Consider the following 25,169-nt stretch of genomic DNA (forward strand, 5'->3'; position numbering starts at 1 on the left):
GGGGGCAGCACAGCATGCAGCGCGTCTGTTTCCTGTTGAAGGTGAAGGCCGAACTGGCTGAGGAATACCGGGCACGCCACGAGACGGTGTGGCCGGACATGCTGGCGACGCTGAGCGCGTCCGGTTGGAGGAACTACTCGCTGTTCCTGCGGCCGGACGGGCTGCTGGTCGGCTACCTGGAGACCGAGGACTTCGGCGCCGCGCTCGCCGCGATGGCCGGCTCCGAGGTCAACGCCCGGTGGCAGGAGGAGATGGCGCGCTACTTCGAGGGGATCGACGGCGGTGCGCCGGATGGGGCGATGGTGCCGCTCGATGAGGTGTTCTATTTGGAAGGTCAGTGTGTGCAGGGCCCGCAGGACCGGGACGTCCTCGGGATGGCCTACCAGGAAGTCCTCGTTGAACAGCAGTACCGAGCCTTCGACGCCGGTGGCGTCCTGCCAGTGGTGCACCTGTCCCGGCACGATGACCCCGAAGTGCGGCGGGGTGATCGGCCAGGGCTGGGAGTCCACGACGTGCAGGCCGCGGCCGGCGGTCACCAGCACGATCTCGTAGAAGGTGTGCCGGTGCGGGAAGTCGGCCAGCGACAGGGGCCCGATGCGCTGGAAGGAGCCGGCCGCGAACGGCAGGAGGGCGACCTCGGGCACCTCCAGCTCGTGCAGGTCCAGACGGCCGCGGCCGGCGCCGGGTGCGCGCTCGGTGTGGGGGGACGGCGCCGAAACGTCCATATCGGCATCCTGCGATGTCCGCACGCCGCGCGTCCAGCCCGGGTCAGGACCCTGAGGTGGCCTGGTAGATCTTCGCGATCCGCTTCGAGAAGTAGATGCTGTAGGAGATGTCCGGGGAGTTGCCGCCCTGTTCGTACCCGCCGAGCACGCCGACCAGCCGGTTCCCCGAGGCGATGAACGGGCTGCCGCTGGCCCCTTCGGGCAGGCCCGAGCAGTCCAGCTCCAGCTGGGTGTCGGTGTACTTCTTCGTCGGCGCGGTGCAGCCGACGGGCCGGGACGCCAGCAGCGGATACGACGCGATGCTGATCGAGTTCGCGTACCCCGGCTCGGCGGAGAACGTGTCGGCGCCGGTGAGGCTCTCCAGGGTCTGCGTTCCGCCGCCGACCTTGCGCACCTTCAGGAAGGCTATGTCGGCGTCCGGGTCCTCTTGGGCCACCCAGTTCGAGTCCAGGTAGGCGGTGGTGGCGACCCACTCCCCGTAGGGCGCGGTGTTGTCGTGGTACCCCGGTACGAACACGATGTGGTTGTTCCAGCCGGTGTAGAGCTTGTCGTACACGCAGTGCCCGGCAGTGACGATCAGGTCCCCGGATCCGCTGTGTACGACACTGCCGGTGCAGTAGTGCGCCGACACCACGCCCCCGACGCTGAAGAACACCGCGCCGACCTTGGGGATCCCGTCGAAGGCGACAGCGCTGACCTTGCCGTTGGCCGTGGTGCCGGCCGGGATCGATCCGGTCAGCGGCGGCCCCGAACGCAGCACGGTGTGCGGGTCTTCCGGGGTGGACTCCATGACGTGCGTGACGACCTTCGTGGCGGCCGCCTCGCTGCTGGCGGAGCTGGCAGCGGCATCAGCGGCGGAAGAGCCGCCGTGGCAGGCCGTCGCCAGCACCGACACGGCGAGGGCTGTGGACGCGAGCAGACCGTGGCGGCGGTTCTTCATAACAGTGAGGATGCCTCCGGATTCGGAACGTTGTCAGTCGCGCAGCATACCGGTCGCGGTTGTCGGGATTACCAATGCGCTGATAGCGAGCGCAGCACCGCGCCGCGCACGGAAACCGGCTCCCCCTCGGCGCCCGGCAGGCCGCCGACGAGTCCGGGCAGGGACGCGCCGAACGGGTCCACGTCGAAGACGTATTCGGATTTCTCGTTGTCCAGGATGAGATCCACTCCCAGGGAGCGGATCCCGGCGAAGAGCGTGGCGGTGCGCTCGGCCAGCGCGATCAGCCGCTCCCAGCGCTCGGTCGCGAACCGGGTGAGGAAGGCGTCGATCTCGCGGCGCCTGCCGCCGTACCACTCGCGCAGCGCGTCCCCTTCGCGCTTCACGCCGACGGCGTGGGTGACTTTGCCGTCCAGCACCGCGAACCGGAAGTCGTAGAAGTTGTTGAGCAGGTGCACGCGGTGAAGCGAGGCGACCGCGTGGATCCCGTCGGGGGCCAGCAGTTCGGCGACTTCGGCCAACTCCCGTCGGTCGCCGGCGCCCTGGCCGGGAGCGCGCCAGACCTCGAAGCCGGTGCGGGTGCGGTGCCGGAACAGCTGCGTGCGCCAACCGTCGATCATCCACTCGTCGGAGCCGGCGAACCGGGGTCGCAGGGTGTTGCCGCCGACGGCGGACACGTCGGAGAGTTCCAGCAGCGGAAGGCCGCTGTCGCGCAGGAACGCGTCACACTTCGTACGGTCCAGTGCCAGCAGCGTCTGCTCGACAGAGGCCGCGAGGCTCGCGCCGGCCTTGGTGGCCGCCGCGTCCAGGCGTTCCAGGGCTGCTTGAAGGTGCGCGTACCGCGCACGCTGGCCGCCGACCGGATCGGCCGCGGTGTCAGGGTACAGACGTTCGGCGAAGACCACCTCGCCTGAGCCGAACTCGGCCTCGGAGTCCACCACGGCGGACCACGGCACGAAACGCGGCTGTGCGAGGCCGGCCTGCTGTGCCGCACGCGACCATTCGGCGCGCGCCGCCTCGTCCTCCTGGCCGGTCACGACCGCCCAGCTCGGCGTGCTCATTCGGCGACCGCTATGAATCGGTCGTTGTCGCGGCCCAGCAGTGCTTCGTCCACGTTGATGTCCGCTTCCGGGAGGGCTTGCCAGAGCCGTTCGATCATCTCGTCGCTGATCCAGTGGTGGTGCAGGTCTAGGCGGTGCAGGTGGGTCAGGGGCTGGCCGGCGAGCAGTGCGGCCGCGCCGTCGTCGCCGAGGGTTCCGAGGGCGAGGTCCAAGGATTGCAGGCGGGCCACGACGGGGGCGTGGGCGAGGACGGCGGCCAGGGCGTCGGTGTCCTCGGCGTTGCGCAGGCCCAGGTGTCGCAGGGCTGGGAAGGCGGTGCCGGACAGGATGGCGGCGAGGTCTGCGGCCTCGGCGCCGCCTTCGTAGATCGAGGTGCCGAGGTAGAGGTCCAGGCCGGTGAGGGCGGGCAGGGTGGAGGCGCCGATGGCGCGGACGACGTGCGGGGGCAGGCCGCCGGTCTGCAGTGTCAGTTCTCGTAGTCGGTCGTGGGCCAGGGGTTCCATCGACATCTCGGCGGTGCCGCGCAGGCCGAATTCGACCAGGTTCGGGAAGGCGGCGAGCAGCGGGCCGGGGTCGGGTTGTCCGATCCAGGAGACTTCGGACATCTCCGAGGGGACGTCTCCGACGAACAGTGCTTCCAGGTTGGGGAAGCGGTCGGCGGCGGCCAGGAGTGCGGCGTGGTATTCGTCCCAGCCGGTGCCGGACTCGCAGGAGTCCCAGGCGGCCAGGGTCAGGGCTTTGACGCGGGTGGTGTCGACGGTCTGGAGGAAGGCCGGCCAGATCTGTTCGCCGTCGGCCTCGTCGTATTCGTCGGCGCCGACGCGCCAGGCCCAGGCTTCGATGTCGTCGGGGACGCCGCCGGGTTCCAGCTCGGCCGGGTCGCCGTGGGCGAAGGGGAACACCGGCAGACCGTGGAAGGTGGTCAGGGCGTCGCGTCGGAAATCCTGGATCACCCGGGCACGGTATCGGTTGCCGGGGACACTGTGACGGCCGGCCGTGTTGTATACAATCGTGTTCTCAGAGCTTTGATTCTCAGCGATTGCTGCTTGACGGTGGCAGCATCGGAAGAGAGGGCATGCTCAATACGCCGGGGGGTGCAGTGCTCGGGGTCGTGGTCGTCCCGTTCTTCTGTGCCATGATCCTGACGTTCGTCGCGGCGTTGCTGGTGCTGCTGGTTCTGCTGGCCGCGCGGATCGTGCTGCTGCCGGTCGCGCTGGCCCGGCGCGTCAGGCTGCGCGCCTGGCTCAAGCCGCCGTTCGACCGCTTCCGCCGGATCTGTTCGGCGATCGCAGTGATCGCCGACAGCCTCGAAGACCTCCTGGACAAGATGCCGCCGACTCGCCCTCACTGATCCCGGTGGGCGTCCCGTCCCCGGGCGATGTGCCGGACCACGATGCGGGCCGCCTTGTCCGGGTCGCCGGATTCCAGGACCTCGACGATCTCGCGGTGCTCGCGCCAGGAATCCTGGGCACGGCGCGGCAGCTTGGCCGTGTAGACCCACTCCATCTTCCATCTGAGCTGGGTGATCAGCTCGGTGAGGGTCCGGCTGCCGGAGGCCTGGGCCAGGACCTCGTGGAAGCGGCTGTTCAGCCGGGCCAGCTCCTCCAGGCGGCCGGCGGCCAGCGCGTCGTCGGCCAGTGCCACCAGTTCCTTGAGCCGGCCGAGCTGCTCGGGGGTGTGGCGGACGGCGGCCCGTGCGGCGCCCAGCGGCTCCAACAGCGAGCGGATCTCGATCAGGTCCTCGGCCTCGGCGTCGTCGAGCTCGGCGACGACCACGCCGGCGTAGGGGCGCCGGGCGACGAAGCCCTCGGCCTCCAGCGTGCGCAGGGCTTCGCGGACCGGGACGCGGGAGACGCCGTAGCGCGCCGACAGCGCCTCCTCGGCCAGCCGGGCGCCTGGGGCGTGGACGCCGCGGATGATGTCGTCACGGATGGCGCGGGTGACGCCGCCGGCTCCGGCGGTCCCGCGGTCCTTGCCAACCCTGCCGTCCATCCGTCACCCTTGATTGTATACAATCGTGCCCGACCGGGAGGTGGAAGGGCTGTGGCGAACGTACTACAGGGCGGCGGGCAGGCCGTGCGTGGCGCTCTGGGCTCGATCAACCGCCTGGGCAGGATCGGCGTCGACCCCTATCTGCTGACCATCCTCGGCACGGTCGCGCTGGCCACGCTGCTGCCGGCCCGGGGCCCGGCGGCGACCGGCCTGAGCCATGTCACCGTGGTCGCGATCGGCCTGCTGTTCTTCCTGTACGGGGCACGGCTCTCGCCGAAGGCCGCGTGGGACGGTATGAAGCAGTGGCGGCTGCACGCGGTGATCCTGGCCGCGACGTTCGTGCTGTTCCCGCTGCTGGGGCTGGCCGCCGAGGCCGCGTCCCGGCCGGTGCTGGGGCCGGAGTTGGCCAAAGGCGTGCTGTTCCTGACGCTGCTGCCCTCGACGGTGCAGTCCTCGATAGCGTTCACGTCCCTGGCCCGGGGCAACGTCGCGGCGGCGGTGTGCGCGGCGTCGTTCTCCTCGCTGGCCGGGATCGTGGTGACGCCGGCGCTGGCCTCGGTCGTGCTCGGCGGCGCGGTCCGCGTGAACGGCGGCGCGGTGCTGGCGCTGACCGCGCAGCTGCTGCTGCCCTTCGCCGCCGGCCAGATCGCGCGCCGCTGGATCGCCGGGTGGATCGGCGCGCACAAGCCGCTGCTGACGCTCGTCGACCGCGGCTCGATCCTGCTGGTGGTGTACAGCGCGTTCAGCGAGGGCATGGTCGCCGGGGTCTGGCACTCGGTGTCGGCGGCGCGGCTGGGGGCGCTGGTGGTGTGCTGCGCGGCGCTGCTGGCGGCGGTGCTGACGCTGACCGGGCTGGCCTCGGCGCGGCTGCGGTTCGCGCGGGCCGAGCGGGTGGCGCTGGTGTTCTGCGGGTCGAAGAAGAGCCTGGCCTCGGGGCTGCCGATGGCGGCGGTGTTGTTCCCGGGGCACGAGCTGAGCTTGATGGTGTTGCCGCTGATGGTGTTCCACCAGGTTCAGCTGATGGCGTGCACGGTCCTGGCGCGGCGGTGGGGACAGCGGGACGCCGGCTCCGGCGCGCAGGCCGGCGGTCCAGCCAGCGATCCGGCCGGGACGCGGTTGGCCGCCGTGCGGGCCTGACGCGAGATTCTCAGCGTCCGCGCCGCGTGCGAGTCTTGATCGTGTGAACCCACCTAAAGTCATCGCCACCGACCTGGACCGCACCCTGCTGCAAAGCGGCGGCACCACGTCGGAGCGCACCCGCGCCGCCCTCGACATGGCCATGGAGCGCGGGGCGCACGTGATAGCCGTGACCGCGCGGCCGATCCGGTGGCTGGACCGGCTCAAGCCGTGCTTCTCGCGGCTGCCGCACGTCATCGCCTCCAACGGGGCGGTGTGCTACGACCTGGGGGCCGGCCGGGCCTACGACACCCGGCCGTTCGAGACCGCAACGCTGCCGAAACTGCTGTCCGGGCTGCGCGCGGCGCTGCCGGACGCCCGGATCGCGATGGAGACGGCATACGGCCTGGTGCGCGAGGACGGTTACGAGCTGTCGACGTTCGACCGGGACGGCGACGATGCCGGACGGCTGGTAGTGCCGTTCGAGGACCTGGCCGGGGCGGTGGCGGACCAGCCGGTGCTGAAGCTGCTGACCACGGACCGGACGCGCGACAGCGCCGAGATGTTCGCCGAGGCGAGCCCGGCGGTCGGGACGCTGGGCCACCTGACCTACTCCACCCGGTACGGCGTGCTGGAGTTGGGGCCGCCCGGGGTCACCAAGGCCACGACGCTGGCCGCGTGGTGTGCCGCCCGGGACATCGACGCCGCGGACGTGGTGACCTTCGGGGACATGCCGAACGACATCCCGATGCTGGGCTGGGCCGGCCGGTCCTACGCGGTGGCCAACGCGCTGCCGGAGGTGAAGGACGCCGCGAAGGGCGTCACGGCGAGCAACGACGACGACGGCGTGGCGCTGATCGTGGAAGAGCTCTTCGATACCCGGGGCTGAACTCGAGCTCGTACTCGCACTCGCACTCGGATGCGTCTCAGATGGCGAGACATATCTTCTCGAATATCGAACACTTCACTAGAGTCTCCGGCATGACGACGAGGCCGGAGACTTTGGATATGCCGACTCCACAGAACACGTACACCCACGGCCACCACGAGTCAGTCCTCCGCTCGCACCGCTGGCGCACCGCGGAGAACTCGGCCGGGTACCTGCTGCCGCACCTGTCCGCAGGTCAGGCCGTGCTCGACGTGGGCTGCGGGCCCGGCACCATCACCGCCGACCTCGCCGATCGCGTCGCCCCGGGCACCGTCACGGCCGTGGAGATCACCGACGAGGCGCTGTCTCTGGCACGGGAGGAGATCGCCAAGCGCGGCACCGGCAACGTCCGGTTCGCGGTCGCCGATGTCCACGCCCTGGACTTCCCGGACGACACCTTCGACGTCGTACACGCCCACCAGGTGCTGCAGCATGTCGCCGATCCGGTGCTGGCGCTGAAGGAGATGCGGCGGGTCTGCAAGCCCGGCGGGATCGTCGCGGCGCGCGACGGCGACTACGGCGGCTTCCGCTGGTTCCCGGAGGTCCCGGCGCTGGATGAGTGGCTGCGGCTGTATCAGGCCTTGGCGACGTCCAACAGCGGCCACCCGGACGCCGGGCGCCGGCTGCGTAGTTGGGCGCTGGCCGCCGGGTTCCCGGAGGATGCCGTGACAGCCGGCGCGTCGTCTTGGGTGTTCGCCGACCCGGCGGACCGCCGGTGGTGGGCCGAGCTGTGGGCCGATCGCACCACCAAGTCCTCGACCGCCGCGCAGTACGTCGAGAAGGGCTTCGCATACCTCGAGGACCTGGACGCCGTCGCGGCCGGCTGGCGCGCGTGGGCCGGTGCCGAGGACGGGTGGTTCAACGTCGTTCACGGCGAGATCATCTGCGTGGCCTGATATACCCGGAATAGCCTTCCGCGCAGGCCAATACGCCGACCGACGGCGTTATTCGGGGGCCGAACCATTCGGTGTCCCGATATTTCCGACCGCAGCCCGGTCCTCTCGCATGTCGAGAGGGCCGGGCTGTGCGTGCACAATCAGGGTTTTACCGCTATGGTTCCAGCCCATGGACCGCGCCGTGTTGCTGACGACCCGCGGCCACGTGGACTACTGCCGCGTGGCCAGCGCGCTGTGTCCGTTTTCCTGAAAAGGGTTCTGACCTCCCCCGCCATCCGCATGCCGGTCTTTTAGTCGAAGGCTTTTGCATATAAGCGGTGTTTCCCGGGTACCGATCGGTCCGAGAACCGCTCAGCGCCATGCCAAGTCCTTTCGACACGCATAAGCGTGCCCTGATACGGGAGCCACACGACGCCATGGGCCCTTTCCTGCTGCGCAGGATCGTCAACTATCTGGTTCTGATCACTCTGGCGACGTGCCTGGGCTACCTGCTCGCGGCCTCCAGCCTCCAGCCCCGCGAGTACTTCGCGCAGCGCCAGCCGCCGCCTCCCGCGGCGTCGGTGAACGCCACGCTCAACGAGCTGAACCTGAACGACAAGACACCGATCCTGGACCGGTTCGGACACTGGGCCGAGGGCGTGGTGACCGGCGACTTGGGCAAGACCATCGACGACACCTCGGTGTCCACCGAGATGGGACGCCGGGTCGGGGTGACGCTGCGGCTGGTGCTGGTCGGCACGATCACCGGCGCGCTGGTCGGCGTCGCGCTCGGGTTCATCGGCGCCATCAGACAGTACCGACCATCGGACCACGCCATCACGTTCCTGTCTTTCCTGGTGCTGTCCACGCCGGTGTTCCTGCTGGCGGTCCTGCTGAAGATCGGCACCGTGAAGATCAACCAGGCCGCCGGCACCACGCTGCTGCCGTACACCAACGAGACGACGCCGGGACTGGCCGGAGGATGGCTGCGGCATCTGGTCGACCGCGGACAGCACCTGGTCGTGCCGACGCTGTCGCTGATGCTCGGGCAGGCCGCGCTGTTCAGCCGGTATCAGCGCTCGGCGATGCTCGACGTGCTCGGCGCGGACTACATCCGCACCGCGCGCGCCACCGGCATGCGGCGCGGCCCGGCGCTGGTCAAGCACGGGCTTCGCACCGCCCTGATACCTATGGCCACGCTTTTCGCCTACCAGATGGGCATGCTGCTGACCGGGGTCACGTTCACCGAGAAGATCTTCGGCTGGCACGGGATGGGTGAGTGGTTCGTGGACTCCATCGGGCGTCAGGACGTGAACTCGGTGGCCGCGATGGTGCTGTTCACCGCGGTTCTGATCCTGATAGCCGGGCTGCTCTCGGACGTGGCGCACGCGCTGCTGGACCCGCGGGTGCGTGTCTGATGGCCGCCGGGATGGAGCTCGTGATCGCCGAGGAGGACGCGGCGCGTCCGGCCGAGCCGGAGGCGCTGAGCCGGGGCCGGATCGTGCTGCGCAGGTTCCTGCGGCGAAAGCTGGCGGTGGCCGGGCTGGTGATCCTGGTGCTGATGTTCGCGCTGGCGTTCATCGGGCCGTATCTGAGTTCGTGGAACTACAAGGACCAGGACTACAGCAACTTCCTGACCGGGCCGTCGGCCACGCACTGGTTCGGCACCACGCAGATCGGCTCGGACGTGTACGCGCAGACGTTGCGCGGTCTGCAGAAGTCGCTGATCATCGGGCTTCTGGCGGCGGTGCTGTCGACCGGGCTGGCCGGGATCGTGGGCGCCACCGCCGGGTACTTCGGCGGCTGGACCGACAGGGTCCTGATGTGGTTCGTGGACCTGCTGCTGGTGCTGCCCTCGTTCCTGATCCTGGCGATCACCTCGCCGCTGTTCCACGGCCGGACCTGGCTGCTGTTCGTGGTGCTGCTGGCGGCGTTCAACTGGATGGTGACCGCGCGCATGGTGCGGGGCCTGGCGCGCTCGCTGCGGGAGCGGGAGTTCGTCACGGCCGCCGAGGTCATGGGGGTGCACCCGCTGCGCATCATCACCCGGCACCTGCTGCCGAACATGGCCTCGCTGCTGATCATCGACGCCACGTTGAACGTCGGCGGGACCATCATCGCCGAGACCTCGCTGAGCTACTTCGGTTTCGGCGTGCAGCCCCCGGACGTGTCGCTGGGCACGATCATCGCCGACGGCACCGATTCGGCCCTGAACTTCCCGTGGCTGTTCTACCCGGCGGGCATCCTGCTGATCCTGACGGTGATGGCGGTGGCGTTCGTGGGCGACGGCCTGCGCGACGCGATGGACGACACGGCCGGCACCGCCTCGGCCTCCACCTCGGCCGCGATGTCCGCCGCCGACCAGGCCTCGGAGGGTGCGGCGTGAGTTCGGACGCGATGGTGTCGTCGGACGCGGTGTTGGAGGTCACGGACCTGCGCGTGTCGTTCCCCGGCGAGAAGGGCAGGCCGCTGGAGGCTGTCCGAGGCCTGAGTTACACGGTGCGGCGCGGGGAGACGCTGGCGATCGTCGGCGAGTCCGGCTCGGGCAAGTCGGTGTCCTCGATGGCGGCGATCGGCCTGCTGCCGACGAACGCGAAGGTGACCGGCTCGGTGCGCTTCCGCGGCCGGGAACTGCTGGGGCTGGGCGACAAGGAGATGTCGCGGATCCGCGGCGCGGGCATCTCGATGGTGTTCCAGGACCCGCTGTCCGCGCTGACCCCGGTGTACCGGGTCGGCGAGGCGATCGCGGCGGCGATCCGGGTGCACCAGGAGGTGTCGGCGGACGCTGCGATGCGGCGTGCGGTGGAGCTTCTGGAGCTGGTCGGCATCCCGGATCCGGTGCGGCGCGCGCAGGCGTTCCCGCACGAGTTCTCCGGCGGCATGCGCCAGCGCGTGATGATCGCCATGGCGATCGCCAACGACCCGGACGTGATCATCGCCGATGAGCCGACCACGGCCCTGGACGTGACGGTGCAGGCACAGATCCTGGAGGTCCTGGCCACCGCGAAGAAGGCCACGGGCGCGGCGATCGTGCTGATCACGCACGACCTCGGCGTGGTCGCCGGCTTCGCCGACCGCGCCGCGGTGATGTACGCCGGGCGCCCGGTGGAGACCGCGACGGTCGAGGAGCTGTTCGCGAAGCCCGCGATGCCGTACACCGCGGGGCTGCTGGGTTCGCTGCCGCGCCTGGACGCCGGCCGCGGCGCGCGCCTGCGGGCGATACCCGGGGCGCCGCCGTCGTTGCTGGAGTTGGGGGCGGGGTGTCCGTTCGCGGCGCGGTGCGAGTTCGTGGTGGATGTGTGCCGGTCGGCGGAGCCGGAGCTGGTGGACGTCGCGCCGGGGCGGCAGGCGGCTTGTCATCGCAGTGGTGAGGGGCTGGATCTGATGGCCGGCGATCCGGCAGAAGATCACAGTGCCGATTCGGATTCCGTCGTCGGTGGATCAGAGCCTGCCGAAGACTGTCAGCCGAGGCCGGAGGCGAGCGCCGAACCCAAGGATCCCGTCCTGACCGTCCGCGACCTGATCAAGCATCATCCGTTGACCAAGGGTTCGATCATCCGCCGCCGCATCGGCACGGTTCGCGCCGTGGACGGCGTCAGCCTGGACATCCCGGCCGGCACCACGTTGGCGCTGGTCGGCGAGTCGGGCAGCGGCAAGACCACGACGGTGATGGAGATCCTGCGTCTGCGCGCGCCGCAGGCCGGGAGTATCAGTGTTCTGGGTCAGGACCTTGACGCGCTGAACCGGGGCCGGGGGGTGCGGCGGCGCGCGAACCAGGTGCGGGCCGGGATCGCGGCGGTGTTCCAGGATCCGCTGGCTTCGCTGGATCCGCGGCTGCCGGTCGGTGATCTGCTGGCCGAGCCGCTGCGTACGCACGGGCACGGCAAGACCACGCCGCGGGTGCGTGAGCTGCTGCGGATGGTGGGTCTGGAGCCTTCGCACGCCAACCGTTTCCCGCGGGAGTTCTCCGGCGGGCAGCGGCAGCGGGTGGCGATCGCCCGGGCGCTGGCGTTGGAGCCGCGGCTGGTGGTGCTGGACGAGCCGGTCTCGGCGCTGGACGTGTCGGTGCGGGCCGGGATCTTGAACCTGCTCGCCGAGTTGCAGCGCGAGCTGGGGCTGGCCTATCTGTTCGTGTCGCACGACCTGGCCGTGGTGCGGCATGTCGCCGACCGGGTGGCGGTGCTGAACCTGGGGCGGGTCGTGGAGTACGGGGACGCCGACGCGGTGTTCGAGGATCCGCGGCATCCCTATACGCGGGCGCTGTTGTCGGCGGTGCCGGTGCCGGATCCGGTGGTGGAGCGGCGGCGTGAGCGCATCGTGCTGCCCGGTGACCCGCCGAGTCCGGTGGTGCTCGACAGTGACGCCGACGCGCTGCGCGGCTGCCGGTTCCGGGGTCGGTGTCCGTTGTACGCGGCGCTGGAGTCCCCCGAGGCGCGGGGCCGCTGCGAGGCCGAGGATCCGGCGCCGGTGCCGGTCGACGGCGATCCGGGCCGTACCGCGGCCTGCCATCACCTGGGCGCCTGGGCGCCTTCTCTGATCCCGCACAGCACCGTGGCGTGATCCGCCTCGGTCTGACAATCCCTCACCCTCACCTAAGGAGAACACCGCTGTGAGACGCAGTCCCCGTTCTTTGGTTCTGAGCACGGCCGCGGTGGCCGTGTTGGCGCTCGGCCTGGCCGCGTGCGGCGGTTCCTCGTCCGGCAAGTCCGGCTCCGGCGGCAGCGGCGCCCCGGCGAAGAACATCAACACCCAGCCGGGCAACGACATCAACCCGCAGCCGCGCGAGAAGATCGCCGACGGCGGGACGCTGCGCTGGCCGGAGGCGGCGATCTCGGACCAGCTGAACTACAACGAGGTGGACGGCACCGACGGCTCGGTGTCGGACATCATGGGCGCGGTCCTGGAGCAGCCGTTCTACGCCGACTCCAAGGGCGTGCCGCACAACAACAAGAACCTGGTCGCCTCCTACACGGTCACCCAGTCCCCGCAGCAGGTGGTGACGCTGGAGATCAACCCGCAGGCGGTGTGGCTGGACGGCACGCCGGTGACCGAGGCCGACTTCGAGGCACAGTGGAAGGCGCTGAACGGCACGAACCAGGCGTTCCAGGTCTCCGGCACGGTCGGCTACGACCAGATCGCCAGCATCAAGGCCGGCAGCAGCCCGAAGGAGGCGATCATCACCTTCACCAAGCCCTACAGCGAGTGGCAGGGCTTGTTCTCGCCGCTGTACCCGGCGGCGACCAACAGCGACCCGAAGAAGTTCGTGAGCGACTTCAAGGACGCGATCCCGACCAGCGACGGCCCCTTCAAGCTGGGCTCGATCGACCAGACCGCCAAGACGCTGACGCTGGTGCGCAACGACAAGTGGTGGGGTGACAAGGCCAAGCTGGACAAGATCGTGTTCATGTCGATCGACTCCGACGCGCAGAGCGGCGCGCTGGCCAACAACGAGGTCGACCTGCAGTACGGCATCGGCGCACACGTGGCGTACTACGCGCAGGTGAAGAACCTGCCGAACGTGACGGTGCACAAGGCGGCCGGCCCGGTCTGGGCGAACCTGACGTTCAACGGCGCCGGCACCGGCCCGCTGTCGGACGTCAAGGTCCGCAACGCGGTGACCATCGGCATCAACCGCAAGCAGATCGACACCGCGATCGTCGGCCCGCTGGGGGTGAGCACCGACCCGCTGGACAACCACGTGCTGCTCACCAACCAGCAGGGCTACCAGGACAACTCCGGCGACCTCGGCACGCAGGACGTGGCGCGCGCCAAGAGCCTGCTGGACCAGGCCGGCTGGACGAGCACCGACGGCGGCAAGACCCGGACGAAGGACGGCAAGACGCTGAACCTGAAGTTCGTGATCTCCTCCACGAACGACACGTCCAAGCAGCTGGCGGAGATCGTGCAGAACCAGCTGGCGGCGGTCGGCATCCAGATCACGATCGTCCCGGTCCCGGGTTCGGACTACTACACGAAGTACGTGAACACCGGCGACTTCGACATCGCCCCGGTGACTCTCGGCGGCAACGCCTACCCGATCAGCACGGCGCAGCCGGTGTTCGCCAACCCGACGACCGCCCCGGACGGCTCGCTGAACATCCAGCAGAACTACGGCCGGATCGGCAGCAGCGACATCGACGACCTGTTCACGAAGGCGCTGAGCACGATGGACCGCACCCAGACCATCGCGTACGCGAACCAGGCGGACGCGGCGATTTGGAAGCTGGACACGATTGTGCCGTTGTATCAGCGTCCGCAGATTGTGGCGACGAACTCGAAGTTGGCGAACTATGGTGCGCCGGGGGTTCAGGACACGGTTTACGAGAATCTGGGGTTTGTGAGCGGGAGCTAGGTGCGGGTCGGTGCCTGATCCTTCTCCCCGAGGTAGAAGCAGGCGCTGAAAGGCAGTCGCCGTAAGGGGCCGCCGGGTTTTCGAACCCGGCGGCCCGTCCGCGTCAGGCGTCCGGGAACGGCGGGTCCAGGAACGGCAGGTCGGCGTGCCGGACGGCGTCGCGGGGGCCGGCCGCGGCGATGACCACATCCAGGACGCGGTCGGGGTCGGCGGCGTAGCTGTGCGCGAACCAGGCCATGTTCGCCTCCACCACGGCCCAGTGTTCGGTGCCGGTGTCCGGGTCGGAGATGAGGCCGATGTCCATGACCACCGCCGATGGGAGCAGGTCTGTGACCTGGTGGGCGACCCGGGCTCCGAACGTCGCGGCCGCGGCGGTGGCGGGCGCGACGTCCAGGCCGCCGAAGCGGGCGTAGCGGCTGGCGGTGTGCACCAGGCCGTCGAGGAGGAAGAGGCGGTGTTCCTCGGCGAAGGTGACGACCTCCGATACCTGCACGACGGTGTGCGGCGGGAGGCGGGGCAGGCGGGTGCCGTCAGTGAAGACACCCGCGTCGAAGGACTTGTCGGTGGGTGGTTTGGCGAAGAACGGCCGGCTCAGGTGCCGGGCCTCGGCGGCGGTCATGGCCTGGACGCGGCGTCCGAGCAGGTCCGGCGGCAGCGACTGCAGGAAGTCGTCCGGTGGGACGAGCAGGCCGACGCCCAGTGCCGCAGCGACCTTCGCGCCGAACAGCGGACCGCCGTAGTACGCGGCCCGCGCGCCGGCCGGTGCTTGGTCGGCGGCGAGCACGCGCAGGCTGCGGGCGCGTGCCGCGTCGGCGAGTAGTTCGGAAGTCGAGGTCTGCTGCGGCGACAGGGCCAGTGCGGTGATTGGTGCGGCCATGGTCACCGATGATCCCGTCTGCGGGCGACGAACACGAACTCCTTTCCCATCCGGTCCGGGGCTTCGCGTACGTCGACGACGTCGAACCCGCACTCGTCCAGGCCGGCCTGCACCTCTTCGCGTTCGCGGAAGCGCAGGGTGGACTGGGAGTTGACGATTTCGCCGTCGGGGAAGTGGTAGGAGCTGCCGAAGGACACGTACGGCACGTCGACGCTGAGGAAGGCCCTGCGTTCCTGCACCGTGCCGATGCCGGGGACCTCGCGCACCACCGGCGCGGCATCGGCGGTCCATTCCTCCCATCCGCGCCGCTCGGGGCGGCGGGTTTCGAAGACGAAGTGGGCGCCGGGGTGCAGGGCGGCGGCGATGGCGTGCAGGGTGGCGATCCAGTCCTCGTCGGTGAGGAAGACCTGCGCGACGTTGCCGGTCATCAGCGCGAGGTCGGCGGCGGCCGATGGCAGGGCGGTGGCGTCGCCTTCGATCCAGGTGACGGCGTCGGCGTGGGGCTTGGTGCGGGCCACGGCCAGCGAGGCGGCGGCCGGGTCGACGCCGGTGACGCGGTAGCCGAGCGCGGCGAGCCGGACGGCGAGGCTGCCGGTGCCGCAGCCGACGTCCACGACCGACGCCGCGGCCGGGCCGGGGGTGAGCTCGGCGGCGATCGCGACGTAGGCGTCCAGGTCGGAGCGGTCGTCGTCGAAGGTGTCGTAGATCGCTGCGAGGCGGGGATGGGCGAAGATCGCATCGGGCATGACTGTGACGGTAGCCCCGGCGACCGGCTTGCGGGTGGGCCACAATGATCGGCATGCCATCTTCACAGCCTGTCCCGCCGCCCCGCCCCGACCTGCCGCCCTTAGCCGAACTGGCGCTCCTGGACTCCCGGGTGCGCGACGAGGGCCAGTATGAATACCAGCGTGCCGCCGACGTGAGCTGGGACGACGTCTTCGCCAGCCACGCCCGCTTCAGCCAGTGCCTGCTGGCCGAGGTGACGCTGGTCGGCGGGGAGTGGAGCAAGACGACGTTCGCCGACGTGCGGATGGAGGACTCGCGCCTGCTGGGGCCGGACCTGTCGGCCTCGCACTGGCGCGACACCGAGCTGGTGCGCGGCATCGCCTCGGGGGTGCAGTGGCACGACGCCGATATCCGCCGCGTGCATTTCGACCAGGTGAAGCTGGACGCGGTGAACTTCCGCGGCGCGGCCCTGACCGACGTGGTCTTCACCGACTGCCTGCTGCGCGAGGCCGACTTCGGCGGCGCCAAGCTGACCCGGGTGCGTTTTCCCGGCTGCACCTTCGAGGAGGCCGACTTCAGCCGCGCCAAGCTCGCCGAGGTCGACCTGCGCGGCGCGCGCCTGCATTTCAAGGCCGGCCTGGACGCGTTGCGCGGCGCCACGATCGACGGCGGGCAGCTGGTCGAGCTGGCGCCGGCGATGGCGGCGCATCTGGGTCTGAAGGTGGGGTGAGGTAATCCACCTGACGCTGGTGCGATAGCGCGACAGGATGTTCGCTTGTTCACCGAGGAGTGACGAGCGAAAGGCAGTCCGTATGCAGGATCGCGCGACGCAGCCGACGTCCGGGCCGGCTGTGCCGACCGGACCGATCGGACCGACCGTGCCGCTGACCGCTGAGCTGGTGGTGGACGCGGCCGCGGCGGTGGCGCCGGTCGTCTCGCCGGACGGGCGCCTGGTCGTCTGGTCGGTGGTCGCGAACGGCGGAGAGGACGGGCGTTCGCATGGGTCCATCTGGGTCGCCGCCGCCGACGGCAGCACGTCGGCGCGCAGGCTGACCGATGGCGGGGCCATGGAGCTCGCGCCGAAGTGGGCGCCGGATTCGGCCTCTGTCTTCTTCACCTCTGACTGCGCAGAGCAGGGCGTTGCCCAACTTCAGCGGGTCCGGCTGGACGCCGGCGGGGGTGGCAGCGAGGGTGGCGGCGAGGTTGAGGCCTTGACCAGGTGGCGTGGCGGCATCTCCGACCACTGTCCGCTCTCCGACGGCCGTACGGTCGCCGTGCTCGTTGAGGATGAAGGCCGGGAAGCAGAGGGCGATGACGTCAAGGTCTGGGGCCGGCACCTTCCGGTGACCCGGTTGCGGTTGCTTGACGTTCAGACCGGTGTGTTGCGCACTGTCGACGGGCTCGGCGACCGGCATGTGGTCGGGCTGGCTCAGCGTCCGGATAGTGGTGCGCTGGCGGTGCTGAGCTGGTCCACGCCTGAGATCGATCCCGGGGTGCTGACGGCGGAACTGCATGTGGTCGGCCTGGGGTCGGCGGCGGTGCAGGATCTGGGTCCGGTCGGGGCCGAGGCTCAGTCGCCGGTCTGGTGGAAGCACGACGGGATCTGGCATCTGGCTCATCTGGCGGTGTCCCCCGTGCACCTGATCGGCGGGCTCGCGGTGATGGATACCGGCCTGCCGGTGAACGGCGCAGCGGCGAGCGGCAGGCAGGCGAGCGGCGGGCAGGCAATCAACCCGGCTGCCGAACACCGCGACCTCACCGCCGGCATGTCCGTCTGCCCGACCGAGCTGGCGCAGGTCGCGGACGGCCCGCCGCTCGCGCTGTTCGCCGACGGGCTCGACACCGCGCTGTACCGCCTCGACCCGCAGTCCCTGCGCTTCCATCGGCTGTCCTGCACGCCCGGCACCCTCTCCGCGCTCACCGCGAGCCGCTCCGGGGAAACCTGCGCCGTGCTGGCCAGTACGGCGTACGAGCCCGAGAACGTCCACGCCGGACCCGCCGGACCCGCCGGACCCGCCGAAGCCGCCGGCGCAGCCCTGGTCCGGCTCAGCGACACCAGGCCCGAGCTGCGCGCGGTCCGCTGGGGTGTCCAGGAGCGGCTCGGCTACCGGGCGTCGGACGGAACCGCGTTGGACGGCCTGCTGATCCTGCCGGTCGGCCGGGGTCGGGACGAGGGGCCGTTCCCGATGGTCACCATGGTGCATGGCGGCCCCTACTTCCGTTATGCCGACGAGTTCAACCTCAATCCGATGGACTCCGGGCAGTGGCTCGCGACCGCCGGCTACGCGGTCTTCCTGCCCAACCCGCGAGGCGGTTCCGGACACGGCCACGAGTTCGCCGCCACGGCTGCGGGCGCGGTCGGCGGTGCGGAGTGGACTGACATCCTCGGCGGGATCGACCTGCTGATCGCGCAGGGGGTCGCCGATCCCGAGCGTCTGGCGATCTCCGGGTGGAGCCACGGCGGCTTCATGGCGGCCTGGGCGATAGGCCACACCGACCGGTTCAAGGCCGCGGTGATGGGCGCCGGGATCAGCGACTGGGGCGTGCAGGCCGGGACCGGCGAGTGGGGGATCCTCGACGCGGCGCTCGGTGGCAGCACCGGGTGGGAGGGCCCGGGACCCCATGTCCACGACCGGCACAGTCCGATCTCCTACGCCTCCCGGATCCGTACCCCGGTGCTGATCCTGCATGGGGAGGAGGACACCAACGTTCCGCTCGGCCAGGCGATCCACTTCCACCGTGCGCTGCGCCACTTCGGGGTCGAGCACGAGTTGGTGGTGTATCCCCGCGAGGGCCATTGGCTTCGCGAGCGTGCCCATCAGCTCGACGTCCTTCGGCGGATCCGTGCCTGGTACGACCGCTGGTTGTAGGCGGTGCGGCCCTGGGGCCTACTTCACCCGGAAGTAGAACGGGACCAGCTCGCTGAACCCGACCCGGCCGTACAACCGCAGCGCGGCCGGATTCTCGTGCTCGACCTGCAAGTACATCCGCGGCGCGTCGTTCACCGAGGCCCAGTCCGCCAACGCGGCGAGCACGGCGCCGGCCGCGCCCTTGCCGCGCGCCTCGGGGCGGGTCGCCATGCCGAACGCGCCGGCCCAGCCGGTGTCGGCGACCGCGCGTCCGACGGCGACGGTCTCGGCGCCGAGTTCGACGCTGGCGTAGGCGGCGGGTTGCTGGATCCGTTGCAGGAGCCGCCATTGTGGGTCCGGGTCGCCGCCGACCACGGCGTGCCAGACGTCGAACCACTCGCGGGTCGGCCGTTCCTCCAGCCGCACCCGGAGTGCGCCGCGCGGTGCGAGGGCCAGCACCTGGGATGTCTCCGCGATCTGGAGCGAGACAGAGGCCTGACGGGTGTAGCCGCGCGCTTCCAACTGCGCGTCCAGGTCGGGGTGTACGGCTCCGGGCGTCATCTGCAGCAGCGTCGGGATGCCGCGCTCTGCCGTGTACGCCTCAGCCTCCTCGATCGAGCCGTCACCGTGCGGTAGCACCGAACCGATCCACCACGAACACCCCGGAGCGTGACGGAGCAACCACGTTCCGGAGCGCTGTTCGTACTCTGTGGGCACCGCCCTGGCCGCGCGCTCCTGGAGCTCGGCCTCCACACCCGACTGCCTCACGCGCTCCCGCTCCCCTGCCGGCGATCTTTTCCGAAGTGACGCCCACCATAGTGCCGGACCGGACATTTCCACGTGGGGGTCCGTGGCGCGACAATGGCGGGGCCGAACCACCGAACCACCAAAGCACCGAAGCACAGCGGTAAAGCAGGACAGAGGCAAAGGAGCCCGCACATGGCCCGCAAGGCGCCGACCACCGACCCCGGAGACGAGAACCTGCGCGTCGGGCACGCCAAGGACTGGGCCGCGGGGGTTCCGGCGGTCACGGTGGCGTTGCGTGACGCGGTGAACCAGATGGGCGTCAAGCGGTCGGCCGAGACTCTGTTGCGGCTGAACCAGAAGAAGGGCTTCGACTGCCCCGGCTGCGCGTGGCCCGAGGAGGACAAGCGGCACATCGCCGAGTTCTGCGAGAACGGGGCGAAGGCCGTCGCCGAGGAGGCGACGCTGCGGCGGATCACGCCGGAGTTCTTCGCCGAGCACTCCGTGGCCGAGCTCGCCGGGCGCAGCGGGTACTGGCTCGGGCAGCAGGGCCGGCTGACCACGCCGATGCTGCTGGACGCCGACGCCACGCACTACCGGCCGGTGACGTGGGACGAGGCGTTCGGCGTGATCGCCGAGGAGCTGCGCGCTCTGGACTCCGCCGACGAGGCCGTCTTCTACACCTCCGGCCGTACCTCCAACGAGGCGGCGTTCCTCTACCAGGCGTTCGTGCGCTCCTTCGGTACCAACAACCTGCCGGACTGCTCGAACATGTGCCACGAGTCCTCGGGATCGGCGCTGACCGAGACCCTGGGCGTCGGCAAGGGCTCGGTGTCGCTGGCCGACCTGGGCAAGGCCGACCTGATCCTGGTGGTCGGGCAGAACCCGGGCACCAACCACCCGCGCATGCTCTCGGCGCTGGAGAAGGCCAAGCGCGGCGGCACGCGCATCACCGCCGTGAACCCGCTGCCGGAAGCCGGGCTGCTGCGGTTCAAGAACCCGCAGAACCCCTCCGGCGTGGTCGGCCGGGGCACGCCGCTGGCCGACCGGTTCCTGCAGATCAAGGTCGGCGGGGACCTGGCGCTGTTCCGGGCGTTCGGCAAGCTGCTGCTGGAGGCCGAGGACGCCGCGCCCGGGACCGTGCTGGACCAGGAGTTCATCGCCGCGTACACGCACGGGTTCGAGGACTACGCCAAGACCGCGCGCGCCACGGACTGGCCGGAGATCCTGGCGGCGACTGGGCTTTCGCGCACGGAGATCGAGGCGGCGTTCGCCGAGGTGCGGGCTTCGAAGCGGCTGATCGTGTGCTGGGCGATGGGCCTGACGCAGCACAAGCACGCGGTGCCGACGATCCGCGAGGTGGTGAACGTGCTGCTGCTCGGCGGGCACGTGGGGCGGCCCGGCGCCGGGGTGTGCCCGGTGCGCGGGCACTCGAACGTGCAGGGCGACCGCACGATGGGGATCTACGAGAAGCCCAAGGACGCGTTCCTGGACGCGATGGAGGCCGAGTTCGGCGTGCCGATGCCGCGCGAACACGGCTTGGACACGGTCGACGCGATCCGGGCGATGCGCGACGGCCGGGCGAAGGTGTTCTTCGCGATGGGCGGCAACTTCGTCGCGGCCACCCCGGACACCGACGTCACGGAGGCGGCGCTGCGCAGCACGGCGCTGACGGTGCAGGTGTCCACGAAACTGAACCGCTCGCACGTGGTCGGCGGCCGGCGCGCGCTGATCCTGCCGACGCTGGGCCGCACGGAGGTGGACCGGGCCGGCGCCGGCGGCCAGGAGCAGTTCGTCACCGTCGAGGACTCGATGGGCCTGGTGCACGCCTCGCGCGGACGCCTGGACCCGGCCGGGGAGGCGCTGCTGTCGGAGGTGGCGATAGTGGCCCGCCTGGCCCGCACGGTGCTCGGCGCGCAGCATCCGGTGCCGTGGGAGGACCTGGCGGCGGACTACGACCGCATCCGCGACCGCATCGAGCGCGTCATCCCCGGCTTCGAGCAGTTCAACAGCCGCATCCGCCGCGGCTCGGGCTTCGCGCTGCCGCACGCCCCGCGCGACTCGCGCACGTTCCCCACGGCCACCGGCAAGGCGAACTTCACGGCCAACGCCTTCGAGGCGCCGACGATCCCGGAGGGGCGGCTGCTCCTGCAGACGGTGCGCTCGCACGACCAGTACAACACCACGATCTACGGCCTCGACGACCGCTACCGCGGGATACACGCCGGGCGCCGCGTGGTGTTCGTGAACCCGGACGACCTGTCGGCCCTGGGCTTCGCCGACGCCGCCATGGTGGACCTGGTGTCGGAGTGGACCGACGGCTCCGAGCGGCGCGCGCCGGGGTTCCGCGTGGTGGCCTATGACACGGCGCGGGGGTGCGCGGCGGCGTACTTCCCGGAGACGAATGTGTTGGTGCCGTTGGATTCGACGGCTGAGGTGAGCAATACGCCGACGTCGAAGGCGATCGTGGTGCGGTTGGAGGCGGCGCGGCCGTAGCCGGTATGACTGAAGCCCCGTCTCCCTGTCGGGGAGGCGGGGCGAAGACGCCCTTCCGGGCGCCGGGTACCTCTACCGCGCACCGCGCGACCGCTCTACCGCTCTACCGCCTCAGGGCGGTCGCGGGCCCGGCGTCACCGCCCGCGGTGACCGCCCGACAGCCGAGTGGGGCCCGGCCGAGCGGTGTCGCGGGGGTTCGCACGGGTCCGCGAAGCGGCGGTCCTCAGATCTGGCCGCGCAGCTTGGCCAGCGCCTCGGCCAGGATCTGGTCGCCGTCCTCGGCGGAGCGGCGCTCGCGGACGTAGGCCAGGTGGGTCTTGTAGGGCTCGGTGCGTGAGCGCGCCGGGGGGTTGTCCTTGTCCGGGCCGGCGGGGAAGCCGCAGCGGGGGCAGTCCCAGGTGTCGGGGATCTGCGCGTCGCTGGCGAAGGAGGGCTTGGTCTCGTGCTTGTTCACGCACCAGAAAGAGACGAACACCCGAGGCGCGGCATCGCCGCGCTCGGCCTCCCCCATCGGTCCCGCACCGACGCGGCTGCCTCGGATCGCGTTTCCACTTGCCACTGTCTGGTCTCCCTTGGGTTCCGATCTACACGCCCCGCTGCCCCCGCAGGTGCCCGAGCGCCTGTGGAGATGCGGTGCAGACAGTGTAGGCATGTGCTGATGCACGATTCAGCAGGACCAGCCGGAAATCGCCGCCTTGGCGCTGCGATAAACGGACAAATAGGGGCGGAAGTCAGGGTTTCGTTATCGAAGCGCGACTGCCGGCCGTGGTGGGGGCGGGTGCGGGCGGCGTCGTCGGCGATGCGGAATCCGAAGGCGGGCAAGGGATTGCGGCCACGCCTGACGCATATGCGGCCACTGTGTGCGAGCGGTGGCCGGTGCCGCGGGCAGCCGAATCGTTATAGACGCCCTGGGGCTCGCTGACTTCGCGCTGTGCGGCATTCAGCCCATCCGGCACCGGACCTAAGCCGAGCCCGGCCGGCCCCGAGCGAGACCGACGCGGCCCGACCGGCCTGTCTCCGCGCCTGCCCTCACCCCAGCGCGGAGTACCGGTGCTCCGGCCGCCCCGTGGCCCCGTACCGCAGCTGCAGCCGCACCACCCCGTGCCGTGTCAGATAGCTGAGATACCGCTGCGCCGTCGGCCGCGAGATCCCGACCCGCTCGGCCACCTCCGAGGCCGAGACGTCCCCGCCGGCGGCCCGCACCGCGGTGCGCACCAGCTCCAGCGTCGGCGCCGAGTGCCCCTTGGCCGGCAGGGCCGGCAGCGCCGGCTGGCCGCGCAGCAGGCCGAACAGCTCGTCCACGTCCGCCTGGTCGGCGTCCGCGTCGGCGTCGTCCATGCTCCGCATCCGGCGGCGCAGGTCCAGGTAGGAGGTCAGCTTCTCGGCCATCGCCGGGTAGCCGAACGGCTTCACCAGGTAGTGCACCGCGCCGAGCTGCATCGCGGTGCGGACGGTGTTCACGTCGCGGGCCGCGGTGATCACCACGAAGTCCGGGTGCGGGCCGGACGCCGCCGACTCCGGCGCCTCCAGCAGCTTGCGGATCACGGCCAGGCCGTCGCCGTCGGGCAGGTAGACGTCCATCAGGACCAGATCGGGGCGCAGGGCGGCGACCAGGTCCAGGGCCTGGGCCGCGGAGTGCGCCTGGCCGCAGACCGTGAAGCCCGGGGTGCGCTCGACGTAGGCGGCGTGGATTTTGGCGACCCGGTAGTCGTCGTCGACGACCAGGACGGTGGCGGCGGCGCTCATCGTGATCTCGTGCCTCCTCCGGCGCTCAGCAGCGGGTCGGCGTCCCGGTCCCCGGCGGCCTTGGGCAGCCGCACGGTGAACACCGCGCCGGGCCCCTCGGTCGCCGCGATGCTACCGCCGAGCCGCTGCACCAGACGGTGGACCAGGGCCAAACCGAGACCTCTTCGCATCGATCCCGTAGCCGGCTTGGTGGTGAAGCCGTCGGTGAAGACGTGCTCGGCGGCACCGGCCGGGATGCCGGGGCCGTTGTCGGCGACCCGGACCGTGACGCCGTCGTCGTCCTCGACGATCGAGACCAGGACCCGGCCGGGCTTGCCCGGATCCACTCCGGGCCCGGACACCGCGTCGAAGGCGTTGTCGATCAGGTTGCCCAGCACCGTGGTCAGCGCCTGCACCTTGTCCGGGGTGTCGCCGAGCCAGGTGTCCTCGGCCAGCTCCAGATCGACCCCGCGCTCGCCGGCGACCGCGGCCTTGGCCAGGATCAGCCCGACCAGCACCGTCGGCGCGATCCGTGAGCGCACCGACTCGGCGAAGGCCGACTCGGCGCCGGACAGGTCGGTCAGGTACTGCAGCGCCTCGTCGGACTCGCCGAGCTCCAGCAGGCCGGCGACGGTGTGCATGCGGTTGGAGAACTCGTGCTGCTGGGCCCGCAGCGCGTCGGTGAGGCTGGTGACGCTGTCCAGCTCGCGCAGCAGCCCGGACAGCTCGGTGCGGTCCCGCAGCGTCACCACCGCGCCGTGCGGCTTGCCGGCCAGCCGCACCGGCATCCGGTTCACGGTCAGGCAGTACTCGTCGGTGAGCACCACCTGGTCCTTGCCCTCGATCTCGCCGGAGAGCAGGTCCTGCAGCCGGCCGGCCGGGACCACGTCCTCCAGGTGGCCGCCGATGCCGCCGAACATCGGCAGGCCCAGCAGCCGCCGCGCCTCGTCGTTGACCATGGTGACCCGGCCGGCCCGGTCGAAGGCGATCATGCCCTCGCGGATGCCGTGCAGCACCGCCTCACGCTCCTGGAGCAGCTTGGCGATCTCGTCGAGCTCCAGGCCGAAGGTGCGGCGCTTCAGGCGGTGGGCCAGGGCGTAGGAGGCCAGGGCGCCGACACCGAGCGCGGCGCCGAACCAGGCCGCGTACACCGGGAGCTGGCCGACGAAGATCGCGGTCACCGAGGCCACCCTGCGGCCCACCGAGACCTCGCCGACCTGGTCGCCCAGCGGCCCGTACAGCGGCACCCGGCCGTTCACCGAGGTGCCCACGGCCCCGTGGTCGATGCGCACGTTGGGCCGGGTGACCAGCGGCTCGTCGATCGGCTTGCCTCTCAGGCCGACGTCCGGGTGGGTGTGCCGGATCCCGGACTTGTCGACGATGACGACGTAGTCGGACCCGGTGTCGAGCTGCAGCCGATGGGCGATGTCCTGCAGCGTGCCGTCGCAGTCCAACGACGGGAACGCGATGCAGGTCTTGACCGAGGGGGTGTCGGCCACGGTCTGGGCGATCTGCAGGTCCTCGTCCATGTACTGGCGGTCCACCTGCCGCCGTTCCTGGATCGCGAACAGCGCGAAACCCACCAGCACCACCGCCAGCAGGATCGAGACCTGGCTGACGAAGATCTGGCTGCTCAGCCGTCGTCCCGATCCACGTCGCATTTTTCAGATTGTGTGCTGTTTCCGCAGATCAGACAAGGGTCCGCCCGGCGAGCAAAACGCACACAACCGCGAGTAACGCGGCAAACGCGGGTTGCGCACGAAACG

21 protein-coding genes and 2 pseudogenes are annotated in these 25,169 nt (G+C 70.5%); 12 read left to right on the plus strand and 11 right to left on the minus strand.

Going from position 1 to position 25,169, the window contains the following annotated elements; all coding sequences use genetic code 11:
• Positions 1 to 14: 14 nt before the first annotated feature.
• A pseudogene (locus ABH926_RS32850) lies at positions 15 to 329 on the plus strand (L-rhamnose mutarotase); the annotation flags it as partial.
• Positions 330 to 401: 72 nt separating this feature from the next.
• Here ABH926_RS32850 and ABH926_RS32855 read toward each other — a convergent pair.
• From ABH926_RS32855 to ABH926_RS32870, 4 genes and pseudogenes are all read right to left on the minus strand, one after another.
• Positions 402 to 725: pseudogene (locus tag ABH926_RS32855) on the minus strand (AraC family ligand binding domain-containing protein); the annotation flags it as partial.
• A 43-nt stretch (positions 726 to 768) separates the two neighbouring features.
• Positions 769 to 1,665, minus strand: a complete 897-nt coding sequence (locus tag ABH926_RS32860) for a serine protease (RefSeq protein ID WP_370369810.1) — start codon at positions 1,663 to 1,665, stop codon at positions 769 to 771.
• 68 nt (positions 1,666 to 1,733) lie between these two features.
• The gene (locus ABH926_RS32865; protein ID WP_370369811.1) at positions 1,734 to 2,723 is read right to left on the minus strand and encodes a hypothetical protein; all 990 of its coding nucleotides are present in this window, start codon (positions 2,721 to 2,723) and stop codon (positions 1,734 to 1,736) included.
• A complete protein-coding gene (locus ABH926_RS32870) occupies positions 2,720 to 3,676 on the minus strand; it encodes an STM4015 family protein (RefSeq protein ID WP_370369812.1) in 957 nt (318 codons plus the stop codon). Before ABH926_RS32870 ends, ABH926_RS32865 begins: the two co-directional genes overlap by 4 nt.
• Before the next feature lie 122 nt (positions 3,677 to 3,798).
• Between ABH926_RS32870 and ABH926_RS32875 the strand changes: the two genes are divergently transcribed.
• Positions 3,799 to 4,074, plus strand: a complete 276-nt coding sequence (locus ABH926_RS32875; protein ID WP_370369813.1) for a hypothetical protein — start codon at positions 3,799 to 3,801, stop codon at positions 4,072 to 4,074.
• On the opposite strand, the gene ABH926_RS32880 is transcribed toward ABH926_RS32875, so the two are convergent.
• Positions 4,068 to 4,715 (minus strand): GntR family transcriptional regulator, encoded by a 648-nt coding sequence (locus tag ABH926_RS32880; RefSeq protein ID WP_370369814.1) that lies wholly within the window; start codon positions 4,713 to 4,715, stop codon positions 4,068 to 4,070. The two genes, ABH926_RS32875 and ABH926_RS32880, sit on opposite strands and share 7 nt — an antisense overlap.
• A gap of 114 nt (positions 4,716 to 4,829) precedes the next feature.
• On the opposite strand from ABH926_RS32880, the gene ABH926_RS32885 reads away from it, so the two are divergent.
• The 7 genes from ABH926_RS32885 to ABH926_RS32915 all read left to right on the plus strand — a co-directional run bounded on the left by ABH926_RS32885 (position 4,830) and on the right by ABH926_RS32915 (position 13,986).
• Entirely contained in the window at positions 4,830 to 5,852 is a 1,023-nt protein-coding gene (locus tag ABH926_RS32885) for a bile acid:sodium symporter family protein (RefSeq protein ID WP_370369927.1), read from the plus strand.
• A 43-nt stretch (positions 5,853 to 5,895) separates the two neighbouring features.
• Positions 5,896 to 6,720 (plus strand): HAD family hydrolase, encoded by an 825-nt coding sequence (locus tag ABH926_RS32890; protein ID WP_370369815.1) that lies wholly within the window; start codon positions 5,896 to 5,898, stop codon positions 6,718 to 6,720.
• Between the two features lie 119 nt (positions 6,721 to 6,839).
• Positions 6,840 to 7,655 (plus strand): class I SAM-dependent methyltransferase, encoded by an 816-nt coding sequence (locus ABH926_RS32895; protein ID WP_370369816.1) that lies wholly within the window; start codon positions 6,840 to 6,842, stop codon positions 7,653 to 7,655.
• Positions 7,656 to 8,071: 416 nt separating this feature from the next.
• A complete protein-coding gene (locus tag ABH926_RS32900) occupies positions 8,072 to 9,052 on the plus strand; it encodes an ABC transporter permease (RefSeq protein ID WP_370369817.1) in 981 nt (326 codons plus the stop codon).
• Positions 9,052 to 10,020 carry an ABC transporter permease gene (locus tag ABH926_RS32905; RefSeq protein WP_370369818.1) on the plus strand — a complete coding sequence of 323 codons (969 nt, stop codon included), beginning with the start codon at positions 9,052 to 9,054 and terminating at the stop codon, positions 10,018 to 10,020. Before ABH926_RS32900 ends, ABH926_RS32905 begins: the two co-directional genes overlap by 1 nt.
• An 11-nt stretch (positions 10,021 to 10,031) precedes the next feature.
• Positions 10,032 to 12,194 (plus strand): dipeptide ABC transporter ATP-binding protein, encoded by a 2,163-nt coding sequence (locus ABH926_RS32910; protein ID WP_370369928.1) that lies wholly within the window; start codon positions 10,032 to 10,034, stop codon positions 12,192 to 12,194.
• A gap of 49 nt (positions 12,195 to 12,243) precedes the next feature.
• Complete coding sequence (locus tag ABH926_RS32915; protein WP_370369819.1) at positions 12,244 to 13,986, plus strand: ABC transporter family substrate-binding protein; 1,743 nt, start codon at positions 12,244 to 12,246, stop codon at positions 13,984 to 13,986.
• A gap of 103 nt (positions 13,987 to 14,089) precedes the next feature.
• On the opposite strand, the gene ABH926_RS32920 is transcribed toward ABH926_RS32915, so the two are convergent.
• Both ABH926_RS32920 and ABH926_RS32925 read right to left on the minus strand, forming a co-directional pair.
• The gene (locus tag ABH926_RS32920) at positions 14,090 to 14,863 is read right to left on the minus strand and encodes an ATP-grasp domain-containing protein (RefSeq protein ID WP_370369821.1); all 774 of its coding nucleotides are present in this window, start codon (positions 14,861 to 14,863) and stop codon (positions 14,090 to 14,092) included.
• A gap of 2 nt (positions 14,864 to 14,865) precedes the next feature.
• Positions 14,866 to 15,609, minus strand: a complete 744-nt coding sequence (locus ABH926_RS32925; RefSeq protein WP_370369822.1) for a class I SAM-dependent methyltransferase — start codon at positions 15,607 to 15,609, stop codon at positions 14,866 to 14,868.
• Positions 15,610 to 15,662: 53 nt separating this feature from the next.
• On the opposite strand from ABH926_RS32925, the gene ABH926_RS32930 reads away from it, so the two are divergent.
• Positions 15,663 to 16,319, plus strand: a complete 657-nt coding sequence (locus tag ABH926_RS32930) for a pentapeptide repeat-containing protein (RefSeq protein ID WP_370369824.1) — start codon at positions 15,663 to 15,665, stop codon at positions 16,317 to 16,319.
• Between the two features lie 82 nt (positions 16,320 to 16,401).
• Positions 16,402 to 18,459 carry a prolyl oligopeptidase family serine peptidase gene (locus tag ABH926_RS32935; protein ID WP_370369825.1) on the plus strand — a complete coding sequence of 686 codons (2,058 nt, stop codon included), beginning with the start codon at positions 16,402 to 16,404 and terminating at the stop codon, positions 18,457 to 18,459.
• A gap of 18 nt (positions 18,460 to 18,477) precedes the next feature.
• Here ABH926_RS32935 and ABH926_RS32940 read toward each other — a convergent pair whose 3' ends face one another.
• Entirely contained in the window at positions 18,478 to 19,206 is a 729-nt protein-coding gene (locus tag ABH926_RS32940) for a GNAT family N-acetyltransferase (RefSeq protein ID WP_370369826.1), read from the minus strand.
• 171 nt (positions 19,207 to 19,377) lie between these two features.
• On the opposite strand from ABH926_RS32940, the gene ABH926_RS32945 reads away from it, so the two are divergent.
• Positions 19,378 to 21,678, plus strand: coding sequence for an FdhF/YdeP family oxidoreductase (locus ABH926_RS32945; RefSeq protein WP_370369828.1), 2,301 nt, complete (start codon positions 19,378 to 19,380; stop codon positions 21,676 to 21,678).
• A gap of 223 nt (positions 21,679 to 21,901) precedes the next feature.
• Here ABH926_RS32945 and ABH926_RS32950 read toward each other — a convergent pair whose 3' ends face one another.
• The 3 genes from ABH926_RS32950 to ABH926_RS32960 form a co-directional block, all read right to left on the minus strand.
• Entirely contained in the window at positions 21,902 to 22,237 is a 336-nt protein-coding gene (locus tag ABH926_RS32950) for an RNA polymerase-binding protein RbpA (RefSeq protein WP_370344021.1), read from the minus strand.
• A 470-nt stretch (positions 22,238 to 22,707) separates the two neighbouring features.
• Complete coding sequence (locus ABH926_RS32955) at positions 22,708 to 23,424, minus strand: response regulator (protein ID WP_370369829.1); 717 nt, start codon at positions 23,422 to 23,424, stop codon at positions 22,708 to 22,710.
• On the minus strand, positions 23,421 to 25,064 hold the full coding sequence (locus tag ABH926_RS32960) for an ATP-binding protein (RefSeq protein WP_370369830.1): 1,644 nt from the start codon (positions 25,062 to 25,064) through the stop codon (positions 23,421 to 23,423). The genes ABH926_RS32955 and ABH926_RS32960 overlap by 4 nt, the downstream gene beginning before the upstream one ends.
• Between the last annotated feature and the right edge of the window lie 105 nt (positions 25,065 to 25,169).

Source organism: Catenulispora sp. GP43, assembly GCF_041260665.1.
Lineage (GTDB): Bacteria > Actinomycetota > Actinomycetes > Streptomycetales > Catenulisporaceae > Catenulispora.

Excerpts from the sequence above, each read along its gene's own strand:
- ABH926_RS32925 (WP_370369822.1), bottom strand. The coding sequence starts at position 15,609 with ATGCCCGATGCGATCTTCGCCCATCCCCGCCTCGCAGCGATCTACGAC.
- ABH926_RS32880 (WP_370369814.1), bottom strand. The coding sequence starts at position 4,715 with ATGGACGGCAGGGTTGGCAAGGACCGCGGGACCGCCGGAGCCGGCGGC.
- ABH926_RS32945 (WP_370369828.1), top strand. The coding sequence starts at position 19,378 with ATGGCCCGCAAGGCGCCGACCACCGACCCCGGAGACGAGAACCTGCGC.
- ABH926_RS32900 (WP_370369817.1), top strand. The coding sequence starts at position 8,072 with ATGGGCCCTTTCCTGCTGCGCAGGATCGTCAACTATCTGGTTCTGATC.
- ABH926_RS32905 (WP_370369818.1), top strand. The coding sequence starts at position 9,052 with ATGGCCGCCGGGATGGAGCTCGTGATCGCCGAGGAGGACGCGGCGCGT.
- ABH926_RS32955 (WP_370369829.1), bottom strand. The coding sequence starts at position 23,424 with ATGAGCGCCGCCGCCACCGTCCTGGTCGTCGACGACGACTACCGGGTC.
- ABH926_RS32960 (WP_370369830.1), bottom strand. The coding sequence starts at position 25,064 with ATGCGACGTGGATCGGGACGACGGCTGAGCAGCCAGATCTTCGTCAGC.
- ABH926_RS32860 (WP_370369810.1), bottom strand. The coding sequence starts at position 1,665 with ATGAAGAACCGCCGCCACGGTCTGCTCGCGTCCACAGCCCTCGCCGTG.
- ABH926_RS32865 (WP_370369811.1), bottom strand. The coding sequence starts at position 2,723 with ATGAGCACGCCGAGCTGGGCGGTCGTGACCGGCCAGGAGGACGAGGCG.
- ABH926_RS32920 (WP_370369821.1), bottom strand. The coding sequence starts at position 14,863 with ATGGCCGCACCAATCACCGCACTGGCCCTGTCGCCGCAGCAGACCTCG.
- ABH926_RS32875 (WP_370369813.1), top strand. The coding sequence starts at position 3,799 with ATGCTCAATACGCCGGGGGGTGCAGTGCTCGGGGTCGTGGTCGTCCCG.
- ABH926_RS32910 (WP_370369928.1), top strand. The coding sequence starts at position 10,032 with ATGGTGTCGTCGGACGCGGTGTTGGAGGTCACGGACCTGCGCGTGTCG.
- ABH926_RS32930 (WP_370369824.1), top strand. The coding sequence starts at position 15,663 with ATGCCATCTTCACAGCCTGTCCCGCCGCCCCGCCCCGACCTGCCGCCC.
- ABH926_RS32935 (WP_370369825.1), top strand. The coding sequence starts at position 16,402 with ATGCAGGATCGCGCGACGCAGCCGACGTCCGGGCCGGCTGTGCCGACC.
- ABH926_RS32895 (WP_370369816.1), top strand. The coding sequence starts at position 6,840 with ATGCCGACTCCACAGAACACGTACACCCACGGCCACCACGAGTCAGTC.